The organism is Mycobacterium gordonae, assembly GCF_001417955.2.
GTDB lineage: Bacteria > Actinomycetota > Actinomycetes > Mycobacteriales > Mycobacteriaceae > Mycobacterium > Mycobacterium gordonae_B.
This window is the reverse complement of the sequence record NZ_LKTM01000370.1, coordinates 1-15540: the sequence shown is the minus strand read 5'-3', so window position 1 is coordinate 15540 and position 15540 is coordinate 1. Positions and strand designations below refer to the sequence as shown.

The following is a 15540-nucleotide window of genomic DNA, read 5'->3' as shown; positions in this document are numbered from 1 at the left end:
CGCGATGACGAACTCGGCTCTCGGGTTTGGTGTGCTGGGCCCGCTGCAACTATTGGTGAACGGTGTACCGGTGTCCGTCGGTGCTGCCAAGCAGCGGGCGGTGCTGGCGGTGCTGTTGATCGATCGCAACCGGCCGGTCTCGGTTGACTCGATGATCGACGCCGTATGGGCCGGCTCCCCGGTGCCGGCGGCGCGCACCAGCATCCAGTCCCACATCTCCAACCTGAGGCGGCTGCTGCGCGACGGTGGCGCCGACCCGGTGCGGGTGCTGGCGAGCGCCCCCCCGGGCTACCAGCTGAACGTGGCCGACACCGACTACGACCTGGGCCGCTTCACCGCCGCCAAGGCCGCCGGCGTCGAGGCGGCCGCCGCGGGCCGGTTCGAGGAGGCCAGCATTCACCTGTCGACGGCCCTGGCCGAATGGCGCGGCCCGGTGCTGGATGACCTGCGCGACTTCGACTTCGTCGCCCCGTTCGCCACGAAGCTTCTCGAGGACAAGGTCGCCGCGCACAGCGCGCGGGCAGAAGCCGAGATCGCCTGTGGGCGTGCCGACGCCGTGATTGGTGAGCTGGAGGCGCTCGCCGCCGAGCATCCGTACCGCGAGCCGCTGTGGGCGCAACTCATCACCGCCTATTACGTCACCGAGCGGCAGTCCGACGCACTCGGTGCCTACCGGCAGTTGAAGACGGCGCTGGCCGAGGGGCTGGGGATCGATCCCGGGCCGACGGTCAGCACCCTGCACGAGCGGATCCTGCGCCAGGAACCGATCGTCATCAAGCAGGCCGCCAAGAGCACCCGCAAACGCAGCCGCATCGACACCAGGACCACGCTGTCGACGTCGGTCGTCGCGGCGCTGTGCGACCGATTCGGCCATCGGTACCAGCTCAACGGCGCGACCACCCGGATAGGTCGGCTGGCCGACAACGACATCGTGCTCGACGACAACGACGTCAGTCGCCACCACGCGGTCATCGCCGATACCGGATCGGGTTTCGTGATCACCGACCTGCGCTCGACGAACGGTGTCGAAGTGCGGGGTGAACTGATCCGGGGCAGCGCCACTTTGGCGCATGGCGACAGCGTCAGCATCGGGGGATGCGAGTTCGTCTTCGAGATCCGGCCTGCTTGAGGCGACGGGGAGAGTCGGGGGTGGGCAGGCGTGAATACCGTTTCGCGACGGAGGCGCTGCGCGAGGGACGGATGATGCGGGCGTTCAGCCGGGTGGTTGCCGGGGCCTGCTTCGTTGCGGCGGGTCTCCTGGTGACCGTTCAGTTCCACCCGGCCGGTCCCGTGGGCCCGGTCGCGAGGTGGGCGCACATCATCGCCCTGGTGACCGCCGTCGGTTATGGACTGCGGTGGTTGCTCGGCCGGTTCCCTGGCTACCGGCAGGCCGTGGTGTTCGTGGTGTGGGCGGACTGCGCGGCCGCGGTCGGGGCGGCGGCCCTGTCTGAAACGGACGCCCGGCTGGGTGCGACGCTGTACCTCGGCATCGTCGGCATTTTCGCCGCGTTTCTGCTCGGAGCGCGAATTCTCTACGCGCACTGCATCTTCGGTATCTCGGTGATCGGCTTGATCACGGTCTGGGCGATGCTCAAGGAGCACGCCGGGTTCTTCGATCTGTTCGTCTTCTACATGCCCGCCGTGACCTGGGTGGTGGGGGTTCCGCTGGGAGGTCTGGCCCTCATCGAGGGGGGACGGCGGGCGATCGGCAGGACCGCGCGCTCGGCGCGCTACGACCCGCTGACCGGACTGCGCAACCGGCGCGGACTCTATGCCGCGGTCGACGTCGCCGTGCGGCGACGGGCCCCGTCGACCGTCGTGGTGATGGCCGTGTGCGACATCGACCGGTTCAAGGCCCTCAATGACGTTCACGGACACGCGGTCGGCGACCTCGCGCTGATCGAGATGGCGGCCAGGCTGCGAACGCTGGCCAACCCGGACGAGATTACCGCCCGCATCGGTGGCGACGAACTGGTGCTGGTGGTGCTCCGCACCGGGGCCGACGCCGCGGCCGAAGTCGGCGACCGTCTGATGCCGTTGACCCGCAACGAGATTGACTCAATCGTCCTGACCGCGAGCATCGGAATCGCGACGCAGGTCACCAGCGACCGCTACTTCTCGATCGACGACGTGCTACGGCACGCCGACGCGGCCATGTACGAGGCGAAACGGTCCGGGGGCGCGAACTGTGTCATCCACCGACAGCCGGTGGATCGCATTTAGCTCTTGCGTAGCGGCGCGGGGTCCCACAGCCCGCTGCGCGTCACCGTCCCCAACTCCAGCCGCGCCGGTTTGGCGTCGGGATAGAAAGGCGTGAGCCGTTGCAGTGCGCCCCAGTCCCGGAACCAGTCGTCCTTCAGGTAGCTGGCGACGGTGGTCGACTGGGTCAGCAACTCGGTGATGCCCAGTGGTCCGCCGCCCAAGTTGTCCATGACCGGCGAATTGGCCTCGGCGCCGAACCGGTCGGGCAGGATCCGCCACTTCGGTGTCTCGTCGACACCGTTCTGATGCCCGAACGGTCGCTGGCACGGGAACGCCAGCCCCACCAGCCAGTCCAGGAACACCGGATCCGCCGAACCCACCACGTCCTGCAGCGTGCGCAGCTGCGGCACTCGCGGCGGAGTCAGCCCGATCCAATGTTGCGGGGCCAGATCGTCGTCGTCGGCCACCAGGCGGATCTGCGTGGCGGAGTCGGGGATGGCCGATAGCGGCGCGCGTAGGTTGCGCCAGGCCGGTGCTGCCCCGACGTCGGCGAATCCCATTGAACCGCTGTGCTTTCCGGCTGCAGCCTCGTCATCGGTGGCCCACTGCACCTGAACCTCGCGGGAGTCGAACCGGCCGGCCGCGGTCACCACGAGCAGCGGTGTCTTGTGTCGTTCCTCCTTGGGCGGTAGTCGGTACCAGCCCGACCGCAACATCGCCGGCACCTGGATGCCGGCGCGCCAACTGCCCAGCACCGGGGTGCGCGCCGGGTCGAGGCTGAACGGCAACCGGGCCCGGGAGCCGTTGATGCCCGGTGCGGCGGTGGTGCCGCCTTCGGTGCCGGCCTCGGTGCCGGTGATCACCCCGTCGTCGTTGGCGAAATTGCGGTCTCCCGGCCGTTCCATCACCGGATCGGCCGAGACGTCGGCGGGAATCCCGTTGGGAGTGAACGCCTCTGAGAGGCCCGCGCCCAGCGCATCGCCCACCGGTGCGGACACCGGCGCCAACATGCCGGCCTCGGGATCCAGTTCGACCAGCACGTCCGTCGCCAGACCACAGGTCTTTCCGGTCAACGCCTGCAGGTTCGACCGGCCCACCGACCACGCCGGATACTGGAAGATCATCGCCTGGGTGAGCGAGACGACCTCCATCAGAACCAGCAACCACGTCGCAATTGCCAACGGGGACTGGGTGAATCGCGTCAGGCGGGCGCCGAACCGGGTCCTGGGCGGCCCGTCGTCGTTGGTGGCGACGAAGTGGAACCACGCCGCGATCAACAACACGATCACCGTCAGCTCGAGCAGCGCCGTGGTCAGCGACCAGCGCCACTTGGGGAACGAATTCGACCATGGCACACCGAAATTCGAGACGTACCACCAGCCGTTGACGCTGGCGAACGACATCGCCATCACGAACAGCACGACGGCGGCGAACACGGTGCGGTTGCGTCTGGAGCGCATCGCGGCTCCGGTCACCGCCACCGCCGCCAGAGCCCCCAGCGAACCGGCCAGCCCGGCGAACACCCCGAAGTGGTGGGTCCATTTCGTGGGGGTGAACATCATCGCCAGGAACGAGATGATGGTGATGCCGATGATGCGGCGGCTCGGACCGGCCGCGGTACCGGGAATTCGTCCCTTGCGCAACGAGATCGCCACCGCGATCGCCAGCGCGAGGATCAGCGCCAGCACCGCGAACCGGCGCGCCACCGACCCGTCCGGGCTGGGCATGAAGAGCCGCTCGTAGCGGATGTGCTCGTCGAACCACTTCAGGCTGGGGCCGACGGCCTGCTTGAGCACGGTGGCCTGGGCTTCGCCGGCGAACGTCTGATCCCGGAAGATCAGGATGATGGTGACGGTCGCGGCCGCCAGAATCGGCGAGATCAGCGGCAGCAGGCCGAACTGCTTGGAGCGGCGATGCAGGATGGTCCGCAACGGCCCGATCGCCACCAGCAGCGCACCGATGGAGGCGATCCCGGTCGGCCCGGAGAACAGGGTCAGCGCGCCGAGGATGCACGCCGCGGCCACCGGCAGCAGCCGGCTCGTGGCCACCGCCCGCTCCACCGAGCACCAGGTCAGCAGGATGCCCAGGGCGATGATCGGCTCCGGACGCAGGCCGTTGTTCAACGGCAGCCAGACCGCCAGGAACATCCCGGCCGCCGTCCATGCCGCGGCGCGGCTCTTCTTGACGGAGTCACCAAGCCGGGGGATGACCTCGCGGCTGATCACCCACCAGCACGTCAGGGCCATCACGAGGGTAGGCAGCCGCATCCAGATGCTGGCCGTGGTGACGTGCGCCCACATCGCCAGCAGGTCGTAGTACCAGCCGAACGGCGCCTCGGGCGTGCCGAACCAGCGGTAGTAGTTGGCCATGTAGCGGGCGTGCTCGGACACCCTGGCCATGGTCAGGATGTAGCCGTCGTCGGAGGTATTGGCGCCGACGAAGTGCCACCACACCAGTACGGCGATCACCAGCGCGTCCAGGCCGCCCACCGACCACCAGCGCGACGGCAGGAACCGTCGGTGCCGGGTGCCGTCGGCGGTGTCCAGGACGTGCAGCGCGACCAGGGAGGCGGCCGTCAGCAGCAAGCCGAGGATCATCGCGGCCATCTTCAGCGCCGTGGGACTGCTGCTGTAGCGGCTGTCGACGGTCGCGGAGAGGCTCAGGCCCGGGGGAGCCGGTCCGGTCAGGTCGGTGAACACCCCGACGATCTGCGGCCGGAAGTCATAGCCGCTCTTCTCGCCGCGCAGCGGCGCCCCGGGATGCTCGGTGGTCGGCCCCTGCTTGAGGCCGACGAACTCCCCGATGACCCGGTCGGCGTGGGCGGTGAACGTCAGTCGCTGACAGTCCGGACCGAGCACCTGACTCATCGGGGCGGTCACGACCGGGACGTTGCGGACGATCAGCACCAGGTCGCCGTTGACCCGTTGCAGCAACAGGCCGCGATCGACCGCCTTGGGTGCCTGCTTGGGCACCGTCGACAACAGCACCGTCTTGCCGGCGTTCTGCGGCCCGTCCAGCCCGGCGGCGGCCTGGCACGGCACGCTGATGTTCAGGTCCGTGGCCACATAGCTGATCAGCGGCGCTTCGACGCTGCCGAAGGTGCCGTTCTGGGGCCAGTTGAGCTGGGCGGTGGTCTGCTTAACCGGCAGCAGCGGAGTTGCCAGCGCCAGCGCCGCGCCCAATAGTCCGGCGACCACGGCAACGAGTCGAGCGATCCGGTAGTTTGCTCCCGCGTCGCCCACGGAGGTAGATGGTAGTTCTTCGGTGAGCATCAGGCGTTCGGCACCGGCTTACGGACGGCCACCACGAACGGTCCGATGGTCTCAACGGCGAATCGCGGGTCGCTGAACAGGGCGGCCTTCAGGTCCACCGTGTAGCGACGGACGTTGGGCTGGTTGGGGTAGACATCCTCGGCCAGCCGCAGGGTGTAGGTGTTCCCGGCTCCGCGCCGCATGACGAAGACGGTCGGCGGTGGCCACGGCAGCTTGTCCAGCGCCTGGATGAACTCGTCGGCGGTCTTCAGCTTCGACCAGCTCTCGATCTGCGCGGCGCGTTTGTCGAACTGGGCCAGCGGATTGGCATAGTGCGACGTCAGCCCCTGGAAGCCCCAGTAGGGGTAGAACGACAGGAAGCTGTAGTCGGCCGTCATCACCACGGTCTGATCGCGCGGCCTGCCGGTGACCTTCCGGATGGCGGCGTCCACGGCCGGGTAGTACTTCTCCGAGCTGGGCGGTCGCCGGTCACCCCGCTGTCCGTCGCCGTCGGTGTCGGTGTAGGCGATCGTCAGGTCCGGTCGCAGCACGTCGGGAATGTCCTGGCTGAAGGCGATCGCCGCGGCCAGACCCAGTGCCGCCGCCACCGGCAGCACTGCCCGGCTGCGTGCGGCCAGGGCCTGAGCCGCCTCGACGAACCCGAACACCCCGGCCGCGATAAGGAGCACGCTCAGGGTCGGCTGTAAGCGGAACGACAGCAGCGTGGTGCGCGCCAGGGTGGTCAGCATCGACAGCAGCGACCAGGCGTAGACCGCGAGCACACCGATCGCCAGGCCGCCGGCGCGCACCGACGACCGTGCCCGGACCACCAGCCACAGCGTGCCCAGCATGCAGCCCGCGCCCAGCAACGAGAACTGCAGCATGGGGAAGGTGAGCTCGGCGCCGTCGGCGGGCAGGTAGTGGAAGGCGCTGCCGCTGTTGCTGGTCGGGGAACTCAACGTGCGCAGCAGGTAAGGCAGCCAGGTGATGGACGCGATCGCTGCCGCGATCACGCCGATGACCACCAGCCGGCGCAGCGGGTCGAGGGCGGCTCTGATGCCGCCGGAACGCCAGCGTGACACGGCGAGACCGAGCGCCATCAGCGTCACCGTGAAGGCGCTGTAGGCGACCAGCAGGGTGTACCAGGTGGCGGCGAACCCCAGGAAGACGCCGGCGCCGACGACAGCCGCCCACCCCGCGCGCGTGCCCCGGTCCTCGCCGAGCGTGAGGCTGGCTGCACGCTCGGTGCCGACTGTGCGGCCAGCTTCACGCTCGGCAAGGGCGGTGCCGGCGTCAGGCGAGCGCCCGGCGGCGCGCAGGCCCGACCAGGTCAGCACGAACATGGGCGGCAGCAGCACGGTGATCATCGCGGCGTAGGGCTCCGGCGAGCTGTAGGCCAGCGTCACGGCCGCGGTCGCGATCGTCAGCAGCAGCGCGTACTCGAAGCGGACCATCCGCGACCACAGCACCAGCGCGACGGCGACCGCGATGGTGATCGACGTGATCGCCCACGGCTTGAACATCTCCCACGCCGGCGTCCCGGTGAGCGCGGCCGCGCGCCCGCCGATCCAGAACCAGCCCGGCGGGTACAGCGGCGGCAACCCGATGTAGGTCATGTCGTGCAGCGCCGGGCTGTCGGTGAGCCTGGTCAGGTACTCGGTGCGGAACTGCTGGTCTATTGAGATGCCGAACAGGTACAGCTTGGTGGCGCCCAGCGGCATGCCCAGCGTGACGACGGTGAACGCGGAGACGAACACCAGCCCGGCCAGCTGGGCCAGGCGCCGGAAGCGTCCGAGCCGCCACACCCAGCCGACGGCGAGCAGCCCGGCCAGGCAGCTCACCTGGCCGACCGTGGTCAGCGCGTGCAGTTGATTCGACGACGGGAAGGCGGGCCACTGCACCTGGGCGATCGCCGCGAGCGAGACGACCGACACCACGACGGCCACCACCGTCGCCAGCGTCATCTGGCCCAGGGTGGCCAGCGCGTTGCGCATGCTCAGATGGGCAGCTTGCGGAAGATGCTCCGCGGGATGTGACGCAACACCATCATCACGTAACGGAATGCTGTTGGCGCCCAAACCAATTCCTTACCTTTTGCCGACGCGTTCACCGCCAGGTTCGCGACGTACTCCTTGTCGACGGTCAGTGGTGCTTCCTTGACGTGGGCGCTCATCCTGGTTCGCACCTGCCCCGGCCGGATCACCAGCACCCGAACCCCGTACTCGCGCAACGCCTCTGACAGGCCCAGGTAGAAGCCGTCGAGTCCGGCCTTGGTGGACCCGTAGACAAAGTTGGATCGGCGCACCCGCTCACCGGCCACCGTGCTCATCGCGATGATCTGGCCGAAGCCCTGGGCACGCATCTTCTCGGCCAGCAGCACACCCACCGATACCGCTGCGGTGTAGTTGATCTCGGCGATCTGCACCGCCTTGCGCTGGTTCTGCCAGAGCTCCTCGGCGTCACCCAGCAACCCGAACGCGACGATGGCCACGTCTATGTCGCCGTTGTTGAAGCATTCGTCGATCACCTTCGGGTGGGTTTCGGGCTCCAGGGCGTCGAAGTCGACGAGCTCCACCGACCGCGCGCCGGCGGCCTTCATCTGAGCCACCGCGGCGTCGCGACCCGGGTCTTCGGGCATGGCTGCCAACACGATTCGCGCCTTGGCATTCTGCAGGTACCGCTCACAGATGGCCAGGCCGATCTCAGAGGTGCCTCCGAGGAGCAGGATCGACTGAGGGTTACCTACTGCGTCGAGCACCATTTACAGCAACTCCAAACGTCGGGCCATGTCGGAGACGAAAACTCCGGTGGGATCGACCTTGCGGCGCACCGCGATCCACTCGTCGATCCGCGGGTACATGGCGTGGAAATTCTCGGCGCTCACCCGCGAGTCTTTGGCGGTGTAGAGCCGGCCGCCGAATTGCAGTACCCGCCGGTCCAGTTCGCTGACGAACTCGTTGAGGCCGGCCTTGATCGGGAAGTCGACGCAGATGTTCCAGCCCGGAATCGGGAAGCTCAGCGGGGCCTGGTTGCCCGGGCCGAACAGCTTGAACACGTTGAGGAACGAGTAGTGCCCGCTGGCCTGGATGTCGCGGATGATCCGCTTGAACTCGTCGACGGCTTCGGTGGGAACCACGAACTGGTACTGCAGGAAGCCCGCCTGACCGTAGCCGCGATTCCACTCCCCGAACATGTCCAGCGGGTGGTAGAACTGCGTCAGATTCTGGATCTTGTTCCGGTAGGTGCCGGATTTGCGGTACCACAATTCGCCGATCGGCCCGAACGTGTATTTGTTGGCCAGCCCGTTGGGGAAGATGTCGGGGAACGTGAACAGTTGCGGCGCATCGAATTTCAGCGGATTGCGGCGCAGCTTCTCAGGCAGCTGGTCCAGGGTGGCCAGCGAGCCGCGGGAAACCGCCGCGCGGCCCAGTTTGGGTGGCGCGCTGATCGCGTCGAACCAGGCGCTGGAGTAGGTGTAGTTGTTCTCGCTGCCGTCGCTGTGCAGTGCGATCGTTTCGTCGAGGGTGGCGGTGACGTCGCCGTCGGCGATGAAGTAGGCCGTCTCGGTGGGGGTCATCTCGATGGTGGCGCGCAGGATGATCCCGGTCAGCCCGTTGCCGCCGACGGTGGCCCAGAACAACTCGGCTTCGTCGCCGTCCGGCGTCACCCGCCGGATCTCGCCGTCGGCCAGCAGCAGGTCCATGGACCGGACGTGGTTGCCGAAGCTGCCGGCGCTGTGGTGGTTCTTGCCGTGGATGTCACACCCGATCGCGCCGCCGATGGTGACCTGGCGGGTGCCCGGCAGCACCGGCACCCACAGTCCCAGCGGCAGCGCCGCCTTCATCAGCTGGTCGAGGTTGACGCCGCCGTCGACGTCGGCGAGCTTGGTTTCGGCGTTCAGCGAGTGGATCTTGTTGAGCGCGGACATGTCGATCACCAGGCCGCCGCCGTTCTGCGCGTTGTCCCCGTAGGACCGGCCCAGCCCGCGGGCGATCACGCCCCGGCCGTCTGACTCGCCTGCGCGGACCACCGCCCTGGCGATCACCTCGACATCGGGGGTACGCAGCACCTCCGCCACCGAGGGTGCCGTTCGTCCCCACCCGGTCAGCCGGGTCGGTGTTGTGGCCAATTCGCTGCTCGACATCGTCAAAGAGGGTACCGCGCCCCCGGCAAGGGTCAGCGGATGCGGAAGATCACGGTGCGCTGCACGATGAAATTGATCACCGTCGCGGTGCCCTGGGCCACCACGAACGCGACCGGCACGGCCCAGCCCCGGTAGTGCAGCAGTTCCAGGCACAGATGGTTGAGACCGACCTGCACCGCGAAGGTGATCGCATACAGCGCCATGACCCCGATGAACCGCGCGGTGCTCGGCGACGCCTGGAACGTCCAGCGCCGGTTGATCAGGTAGGCGGTGATGGTGCCGACGATGAAGCTGGTGGCTTTGGCCAGGTCGACCTGGACGCCGAGCCCCTTGTACAGGATCAGATAGAGCCCGAAGTCGACGACCGCCGAGAAAGAACCGGTGATGATGAAGCGCAACGCCTGGGTCGTCAGATGCAGATGCTGGTGTTGTTCCGGGTGTTCGGCATCTGGCTCCGGCGGCGGGATCATCGACTGGGAGTCTAGGTGGGCAGCTTCACCGAGAGCAGCTCGACCTGGCTGGGGCCCTGCGGCGTGGAGTACGTCACCGTGTCACCCGCTTGATGGCCGGCCAGCGCCTGACCTAACGGGCTGCGGGCGGTCAACGTCTCGCCTTCGTGACCGACCGGCGTTTCCTCGACGATCGAGATCACGTACATGGTGACCACCTCGCCGTCGGCGAAGCGCAGCGTGACCTCGGTACCTCCGGGCAGCGTGTCGGAGTCCTCCGAGCTCGGCGGCCCGGACTTCAACCGCCGGTCCAGCTCGTTGATCCGCTCGGCGAGCACCGCCAGCTCGTCGGCCCGCTGGATCGCCTCGGCGGCGTCTCCGTGATCACCGACCATGCCGCGGTCGTTCTTGACCTCGATTTCGAGGCGGTCGTGCCGCTGCTTGAGCCGGGCCAGTTCGGCGGCGAGGTTGTCGCGCGCTGCCGCTGCCAGATCTGTGGACTGGGCTTCTTCGCTCACGACCACCCCTTTCGCCGAGCACCTATCGGGCGTTTCAGTGATACACCACAAAAGGCCGGCCGTCACTGATATCCCTCAGGCGTTTACCGGCGCGTATCACGCCGGCGCGCCCTCGTCTTCGTCGTACTGCGAGAGCCCGTTGCGTACGGCGTCGAAGATAGCCAGACCCTGTGACACCAGGCCACTGGTCACCTGACTGATCCCTTCGGCGCCGTTGAGGACGGTCAGATTCGAGCCGGCCAGCCCGCGCGCCGCCTTGTCGACGATCTCGGGTAGCTGGTCGATGATCATCCGGTCCAGCGCCACCCGGTTGTGCGAGGCGGCGGCCTCGGCCTGGATCTTCATCTTCTCGGCGTCGGCCACGGCCAGAATGCGCACCCGCTCGGCTTCGGCCTCGGCGGGCTTGACCACCTCGGCGACCAACTCCTGCTGGCGCAGTTCGGCCGCCCGCTGGGCCAGTTCGGTGCGCATGGCCAGCACTTCCCGCTGGGCCTCGGCCTCTGCCAGCGGGCCGGCCTGAGCCGCCTCCGCCTGTGCCTTGTCCACCTCGGCCTTGTACTGGGCCTTCACGATGGCGGTCTCGCGGGCGAACTCGGCCTGTTTGCGCTGCGACTCCTGTTCGGCCTCGGCGGCCTTCTGGTTGGCCTGCGCCTGGGCGATCTGGGCCTGCTGCTGCACGGCGGCGTTGTGCGGGGCCGACATCGCCTTGATGTAGCCCAGCCCGTCGTCGTCGATGGACTGAATCTGCAGCGCGTCGACGTTCAGGCCGATGCGGGCCATCTCCTCCTTGGAGCCGTCGAGCACCTCGGTGGCCAGCTTCTGGCGTTCCCGGATGATCTGCTCGACGGTCATCGAGCCGATGATCGAGCGCAGGTGCCCGGCGAAGATCCGGCCTGTCAGGACCGACATCTGGTCCTGTTCGGACAGGAATCGTTGCGCGGCGGCGATGATGCTTTCCGGGTCGTTGCCCACCTTGAACGCGATGACGGCCCGGACGTTGAGGGTGATGCCCTGCTGGGTGACGCACTTCTCGGCCACCTCGGCCTCGCACATCGCCAGCGTCAAGAAGGCGGCCTTGCGGAAGAACGGGACGACGAAGGCGCCGTGGCCGGTCACCACCCGGAACGGGACATTGCCCTTGGCTTTACCGCCCGAAATGAGCATCGCCTCGTCCGGCGCGGGCACTCGGTATCCGAGCATCGTTGTACTCCTTGCGTTTTGGATATTCAGGTGAAAGTCGGGTCGTGCCAGGGCTCGACGACGACGGTTCGTGGCCCGTGGGCCTGCACGACGAGCACCTGGGTGCCCTTCGGTAGTGGTTCGTCGGAGCGGGCGAGGAATGTCTCTTTGGTGCCGCGCACGTTCAGCAATACCTCGCCGGCGCCCTCGGCGCCGCGCGTCGGCACGATCAGGGTGCCCACACAGCCGACGACAGAGGCGCTCACGGTCGCATCCTGCACTGTCGAGGGGTTACATGTCGATGTCGATTCCGACGACCTGTGCGGAGTGGGCCGAGATGTCGTACGCCGGGGACGCACCCGCCACCACATCCGGCAGCGGCCCGGCCGGCCGCCCGGCCAATCGCGGACGGACGGTCCAGGAGCCGAAAGTGATCGGTATCAACGCGATACGCGTGCCGTTCGGGTCGGGCACGTCCTGCCCGTACCGCAGCAACTGCCAGTTCTCCTGGTGTGGATCGGTGGCGACCGCGTAGACGCGGTCGAGGTGCCAGGCGGTGACCAACCACTGCGCGTCCCGGCCCGGAAACCGCAACGTGGTGCCGGGGCCCTGCGAGACCTCCGGCGGGGCCGTGTCGAGCGCGGTGCGTAGCTGATCCAGGGACCCGGCAGCGCTGAGAGTGGCCGGCAGGTTTGTCAGGAAGGCATCGAGATCGGGTGCGGCCGTGGCCGTTCCGCAGCCGGCGCAGATCAGGCCGGTGACCACAAGCAGCGCGAAAGGCGCTTTCACACCCAATCCTTCACCGGCAACGCGGTGAGCGTGAAGACCCGGCTGCCGCTCTCCTGCGCGTCGATTCGCGACACCCAGGCCCGGCCACCCGTCGCCTGGGCGACGATGTGTTCCACCGTCTCGAACACCCAGGCGCCGGAGGCCTCCAGGCCGGTGCTGTCCACGATCCGCATGTCGACCAGGTCACGTTCGGCAAGCAGTTCGAACAGGTCGCGTTGCGGGTCGTTGGTGGCGATCAGCGTGGTGTGCCCGAACTGAGCCGCAAGCGCGGCGCGGATCTCGTCGAGGCAATCGGAGCTGAGCACCTGATCGCCGGGTTCGGTCTCGTCACAGGCGAACTCGATCTCGAAGCTGAGTGAGTAGCCGTGCAGGAACAGGCGCTTGCCGTTGTCGGACCAGGACCGGCGGCAGCAGTTCAGGCCACCGAACCGCTTGCGCAGGTGAAACCGCGCCGTGCGTCCCACGGGCGCGTCATCGCGGTGCATGGTGGCGGTCTGGGCAGGGCCGGCGAAGGCGATCTCAGGCATGGTGATTGATCTTCTTTCTGGTGGCGAGGGTGATGAATTCGCGTTGTTGGTCGGCGTTGTCACGCATCGAGCCGTAGAAGGCCATGGTGGTGGTGGGTCCGGCAAGGGCGGCGCCTTCGCGCACCGGGGTGCAGGCGTACCCGCCTTCCACCAGCACTCCGAGGCCGCGCGGGGCGAACTGGTGATGCAGCCACAGGCCGATGCGGGTCGTCATCTTGTCCTGCAGTTGCACGCCGATCGCGCAGGCGTCGACGACCCGGGTGAGCTCAGCCTGGCTCAACCGCTGGTCCCCGCGCAGGTAGCCGATGTGAACGACCCCGTAGAACGGCAGCAGGTGCTGCCCGCAGATCGCCTGGAACGGGATCGGGCGCAGCAGAACGGGCCGGTCGAGCCGCAGCTGCAGGACCGCGCTGTCGGGACGGACGAGTGTTTGAGGCACCGCGACAGCTTCCGGGTGCGGCCTTGGAGGATTCTAAAAGGATCCTTGGTGCGTTCCTGGCGGTATCGCGCCGCAGTTCAGCCGCGGATGCCCGCTGTCCCGGGCCCGCCGCAAGTCCCTCGGTCCGGTAGCTGATTCGAAGGATGAAATCCGCTCCACCTATCGGAGGGCCGGCCCCAAGAATCTGCAGAGCTTCTCAACAGGACGGCGTCCGAGCCTTCTCTCATGCGCATCATCGAGAACGTCCGCGGCTCCGTCGCCAGGGTCACCCTGGCCATCGCCGGCGTGGCGGTGACCCTGGGCCTGGCGACCGGCCTGGCCCACGCCGCCGCTTCCTCGCCGCGCAGTGAGGCGCCTCGGATGTACGGCAACCCCTCCGCGGCCGCCCAGTACTGGCGCAAGCAGTCCTTCGACGACTGCGCCCTGATGGCCGCCGCCGACGTGATCGGCGAGCTGACCGGTCGCCAGCCGTCCGAGGAGGAGATCGTCGCGGTGGCCCAGCGGCTGAGCAGTCGCGTGCACCGGGGTCCGATGTACAGCGCGGGCAACGGCACCGACCCAGGTGACATTCCGGTGCTGCTGGCGCAGTACGGCATCTACGGGGTGGCCACCAGCCAGGACGAGGCCCCGATGACCGGGCTGGACTCCGGCATGGAGGCACTCGAGCACTACCTGGCCGACGGCCACAAGGTGATCGCGGGGGTGAACGCCGAGATGATCTGGGGCCTGCCCATCCAGACCAGGGACAACCGCGGCAACCCGATGAGTGACCACGCCGTCGTCGTGACCGGTGTCGACCTGGTCAACGGCATGGTGCACCTCAATGACAGCGGGACCCGCGCCGACGAGGTGGTGCCGCTCGACGTCTTTCAGCAGGCTTGGGCCACCGGCAACCAGGAGCTGGTGGTGACGCGGGAAACCCGCTGAGCCTCAGCCGAATTCGAGCAAGGTGTAGGCGCCGCGGAATTGCTTGAGTGGCGGGAACTCCCAGAGCGCCGGGTAGGCGCGCCCGAAGAACCAGCCGCGCCCGGCGGGTATCGGCACATCGTGCACCGCGCGGATGCCGGGAACAGTGTTCACTAGATCCGCCAGTTGGCGTGGTGACAGGCTGAACGGCATCGGCGGCACCCGATAGTGCTTGGACGAGCGCATGCCCTTCTTCGCTACCTTCTTGACGATGGTCGGCGGCACGTCGAAGAACATCTGCCCACCGGCAAAACGCTTGGCGCACTGCGTGATCAAACCCATGGCCTCGACCGGTTGCAGGTACATCAACAGCCCCTCGGCGGTGATGAACACCCCATCGGCGGTGTCGATCTGGTCCATCCAGCTGTAGTCGAGTGCGGACTGCGCGATTTCGGTGATTCGCGGCGAGTGTGGCAGCAGCCGCCGGCGCAGCTCGATCACCGGCGGTAGATCGATTGACACCCAACGGAATTGAGCATCGGGCAGGGCGCCGTCCAGCCGCCAGAAGCTGGTCTGGAAGCCCTCGGCGAGGGCGACGACGGTGGCCCTGGGGTGCGCGGCGAGGTAGGCGAGCGCGCATCTGTCGACGGCCAGCGACCGCAACGCCATCTCCTGGCCCTTGCGCCGGCCGAACTTGTCGAAATCGAAGTCGATGGATTCGACGAGCTTGACGGCCACCGGGTCGTCGATGATCGCGTCCGGGTGGGCGGCCTGGAAAGCCCGGCCCCTGAGTGTGAGCAGAGCCGTCTCCGAAACGCCGGTGAGCAGGCTGGCGTCGACTTTGTTGCGGCCCGGAACGCTCATTGCGCCAACCTACCGGCCGGCGAGCGGTCTAGCCGGGTGTGCCACCGGGACCGTCGGCACCTACAGCGCCCGTTCCGCCAACGGCGCCGCTGACCCCGGGGCCACCGCCGAGGACGCCACTGGCGCCGCCCTCACCGCCGCTGCCGCCGACTCCGGAGGCGCCGCCGCTGCCGCCCTCACCCGCGGCACCTGCGTGGCCGGCCTGACCGCCGGTGCCTCCGCCCACGCCGCCATGACCTCCGTCGCCGCCGTGACCACCGAGGCCGCCTGAC

General features: G+C 68.0%; 16 protein-coding genes. 3 read left to right on the top strand and 13 right to left on the bottom strand.

Translation table 11 applies throughout. The features are described 5' to 3' along the window. Positions 1–4 precede the first annotated feature (4 nt). Both AO501_RS30610 and AO501_RS30605 read left to right on the top strand, forming a co-directional pair. On the top strand, positions 5–1129 hold the full coding sequence (locus AO501_RS30610) for a BTAD domain-containing putative transcriptional regulator (RefSeq protein WP_055581341.1): 1125 nt from the start codon (positions 5–7) through the stop codon (positions 1127–1129). A 20-nt stretch (positions 1130–1149) separates the two neighbouring features. Continuing rightward, on the top strand, positions 1150–2223 hold the full coding sequence (locus tag AO501_RS30605; RefSeq protein WP_055581334.1) for a sensor domain-containing diguanylate cyclase: 1074 nt from the start codon (positions 1150–1152) through the stop codon (positions 2221–2223). On the opposite strand, the gene AO501_RS30600 is transcribed toward AO501_RS30605, so the two are convergent. The 11 genes from AO501_RS30600 to AO501_RS30550 form a co-directional block, all read right to left on the bottom strand. After that, positions 2220–5474, bottom strand: a complete 3255-nt coding sequence (locus AO501_RS30600; RefSeq protein WP_055581333.1) for an arabinosyltransferase domain-containing protein — start codon at positions 5472–5474, stop codon at positions 2220–2222. The genes AO501_RS30605 and AO501_RS30600 overlap by 4 nt on opposite strands. Next, positions 5474–7447: a galactan 5-O-arabinofuranosyltransferase gene (locus tag AO501_RS30595; protein ID WP_055581332.1), complete on the bottom strand. Its 1974-nt coding sequence runs from the start codon at positions 7445–7447 to the stop codon at positions 5474–5476. Before AO501_RS30595 ends, AO501_RS30600 begins: the two co-directional genes overlap by 1 nt. 2 nt (positions 7448–7449) lie before the next feature. Continuing rightward, complete coding sequence (locus tag AO501_RS30590; RefSeq protein ID WP_055581331.1) at positions 7450–8214, bottom strand: decaprenylphospho-beta-D-erythro-pentofuranosid-2-ulose 2-reductase; 765 nt, start codon at positions 8212–8214, stop codon at positions 7450–7452. Next, complete coding sequence (locus AO501_RS30585; RefSeq protein WP_055581330.1) at positions 8215–9597, bottom strand: FAD-binding oxidoreductase; 1383 nt, start codon at positions 9595–9597, stop codon at positions 8215–8217. 32 nt (positions 9598–9629) lie between these two features. Continuing rightward, complete coding sequence (locus AO501_RS30580; protein WP_156452871.1) at positions 9630–9995, bottom strand: GtrA family protein; 366 nt, start codon at positions 9993–9995, stop codon at positions 9630–9632. 83 nt (positions 9996–10078) lie between these two features. Next, positions 10079–10564, bottom strand: coding sequence for a GreA/GreB family elongation factor (locus AO501_RS30575; protein WP_055581340.1), 486 nt, complete (start codon positions 10562–10564; stop codon positions 10079–10081). Positions 10565–10660: 96 nt separating this feature from the next. Further along, a complete protein-coding gene (locus AO501_RS30570) occupies positions 10661–11764 on the bottom strand; it encodes an SPFH domain-containing protein (protein WP_055581328.1) in 1104 nt (367 codons plus the stop codon). A 26-nt stretch (positions 11765–11790) separates the two neighbouring features. After that, complete coding sequence (locus AO501_RS30565; RefSeq protein ID WP_055581339.1) at positions 11791–12009, bottom strand: NfeD family protein; 219 nt, start codon at positions 12007–12009, stop codon at positions 11791–11793. A gap of 25 nt (positions 12010–12034) precedes the next feature. Continuing rightward, the gene (locus tag AO501_RS30560) at positions 12035–12532 is read right to left on the bottom strand and encodes a hypothetical protein (RefSeq protein ID WP_055581327.1); all 498 of its coding nucleotides are present in this window, start codon (positions 12530–12532) and stop codon (positions 12035–12037) included. Further along, entirely contained in the window at positions 12529–13059 is a 531-nt protein-coding gene (locus AO501_RS30555; RefSeq protein ID WP_055581326.1) for a 6-carboxytetrahydropterin synthase, read from the bottom strand. Before AO501_RS30555 ends, AO501_RS30560 begins: the two co-directional genes overlap by 4 nt. Continuing rightward, positions 13052–13498, bottom strand: coding sequence for a GTP cyclohydrolase I (locus tag AO501_RS30550; RefSeq protein ID WP_055581325.1), 447 nt, complete (start codon positions 13496–13498; stop codon positions 13052–13054). The genes AO501_RS30555 and AO501_RS30550 overlap by 8 nt, the downstream gene beginning before the upstream one ends. Before the next feature lie 225 nt (positions 13499–13723). On the opposite strand from AO501_RS30550, the gene AO501_RS30545 reads away from it, so the two are divergent. Next, positions 13724–14425: a hypothetical protein gene (locus AO501_RS30545; protein ID WP_055581324.1), complete on the top strand. Its 702-nt coding sequence runs from the start codon at positions 13724–13726 to the stop codon at positions 14423–14425. A gap of 3 nt (positions 14426–14428) precedes the next feature. On the opposite strand, the gene AO501_RS30540 is transcribed toward AO501_RS30545, so the two are convergent. Together AO501_RS30540 and AO501_RS38510 are read right to left on the bottom strand one after the other, a co-directional pair. After that, positions 14429–15268 (bottom strand): class I SAM-dependent methyltransferase, encoded by an 840-nt coding sequence (locus tag AO501_RS30540; protein ID WP_055581323.1) that lies wholly within the window; start codon positions 15266–15268, stop codon positions 14429–14431. Positions 15269–15296: 28 nt separating this feature from the next. After that, positions 15297–15540 (bottom strand): hypothetical protein (locus AO501_RS38510; protein WP_197419978.1); only part of this gene is annotated, 244 nt, incomplete at its 5' end.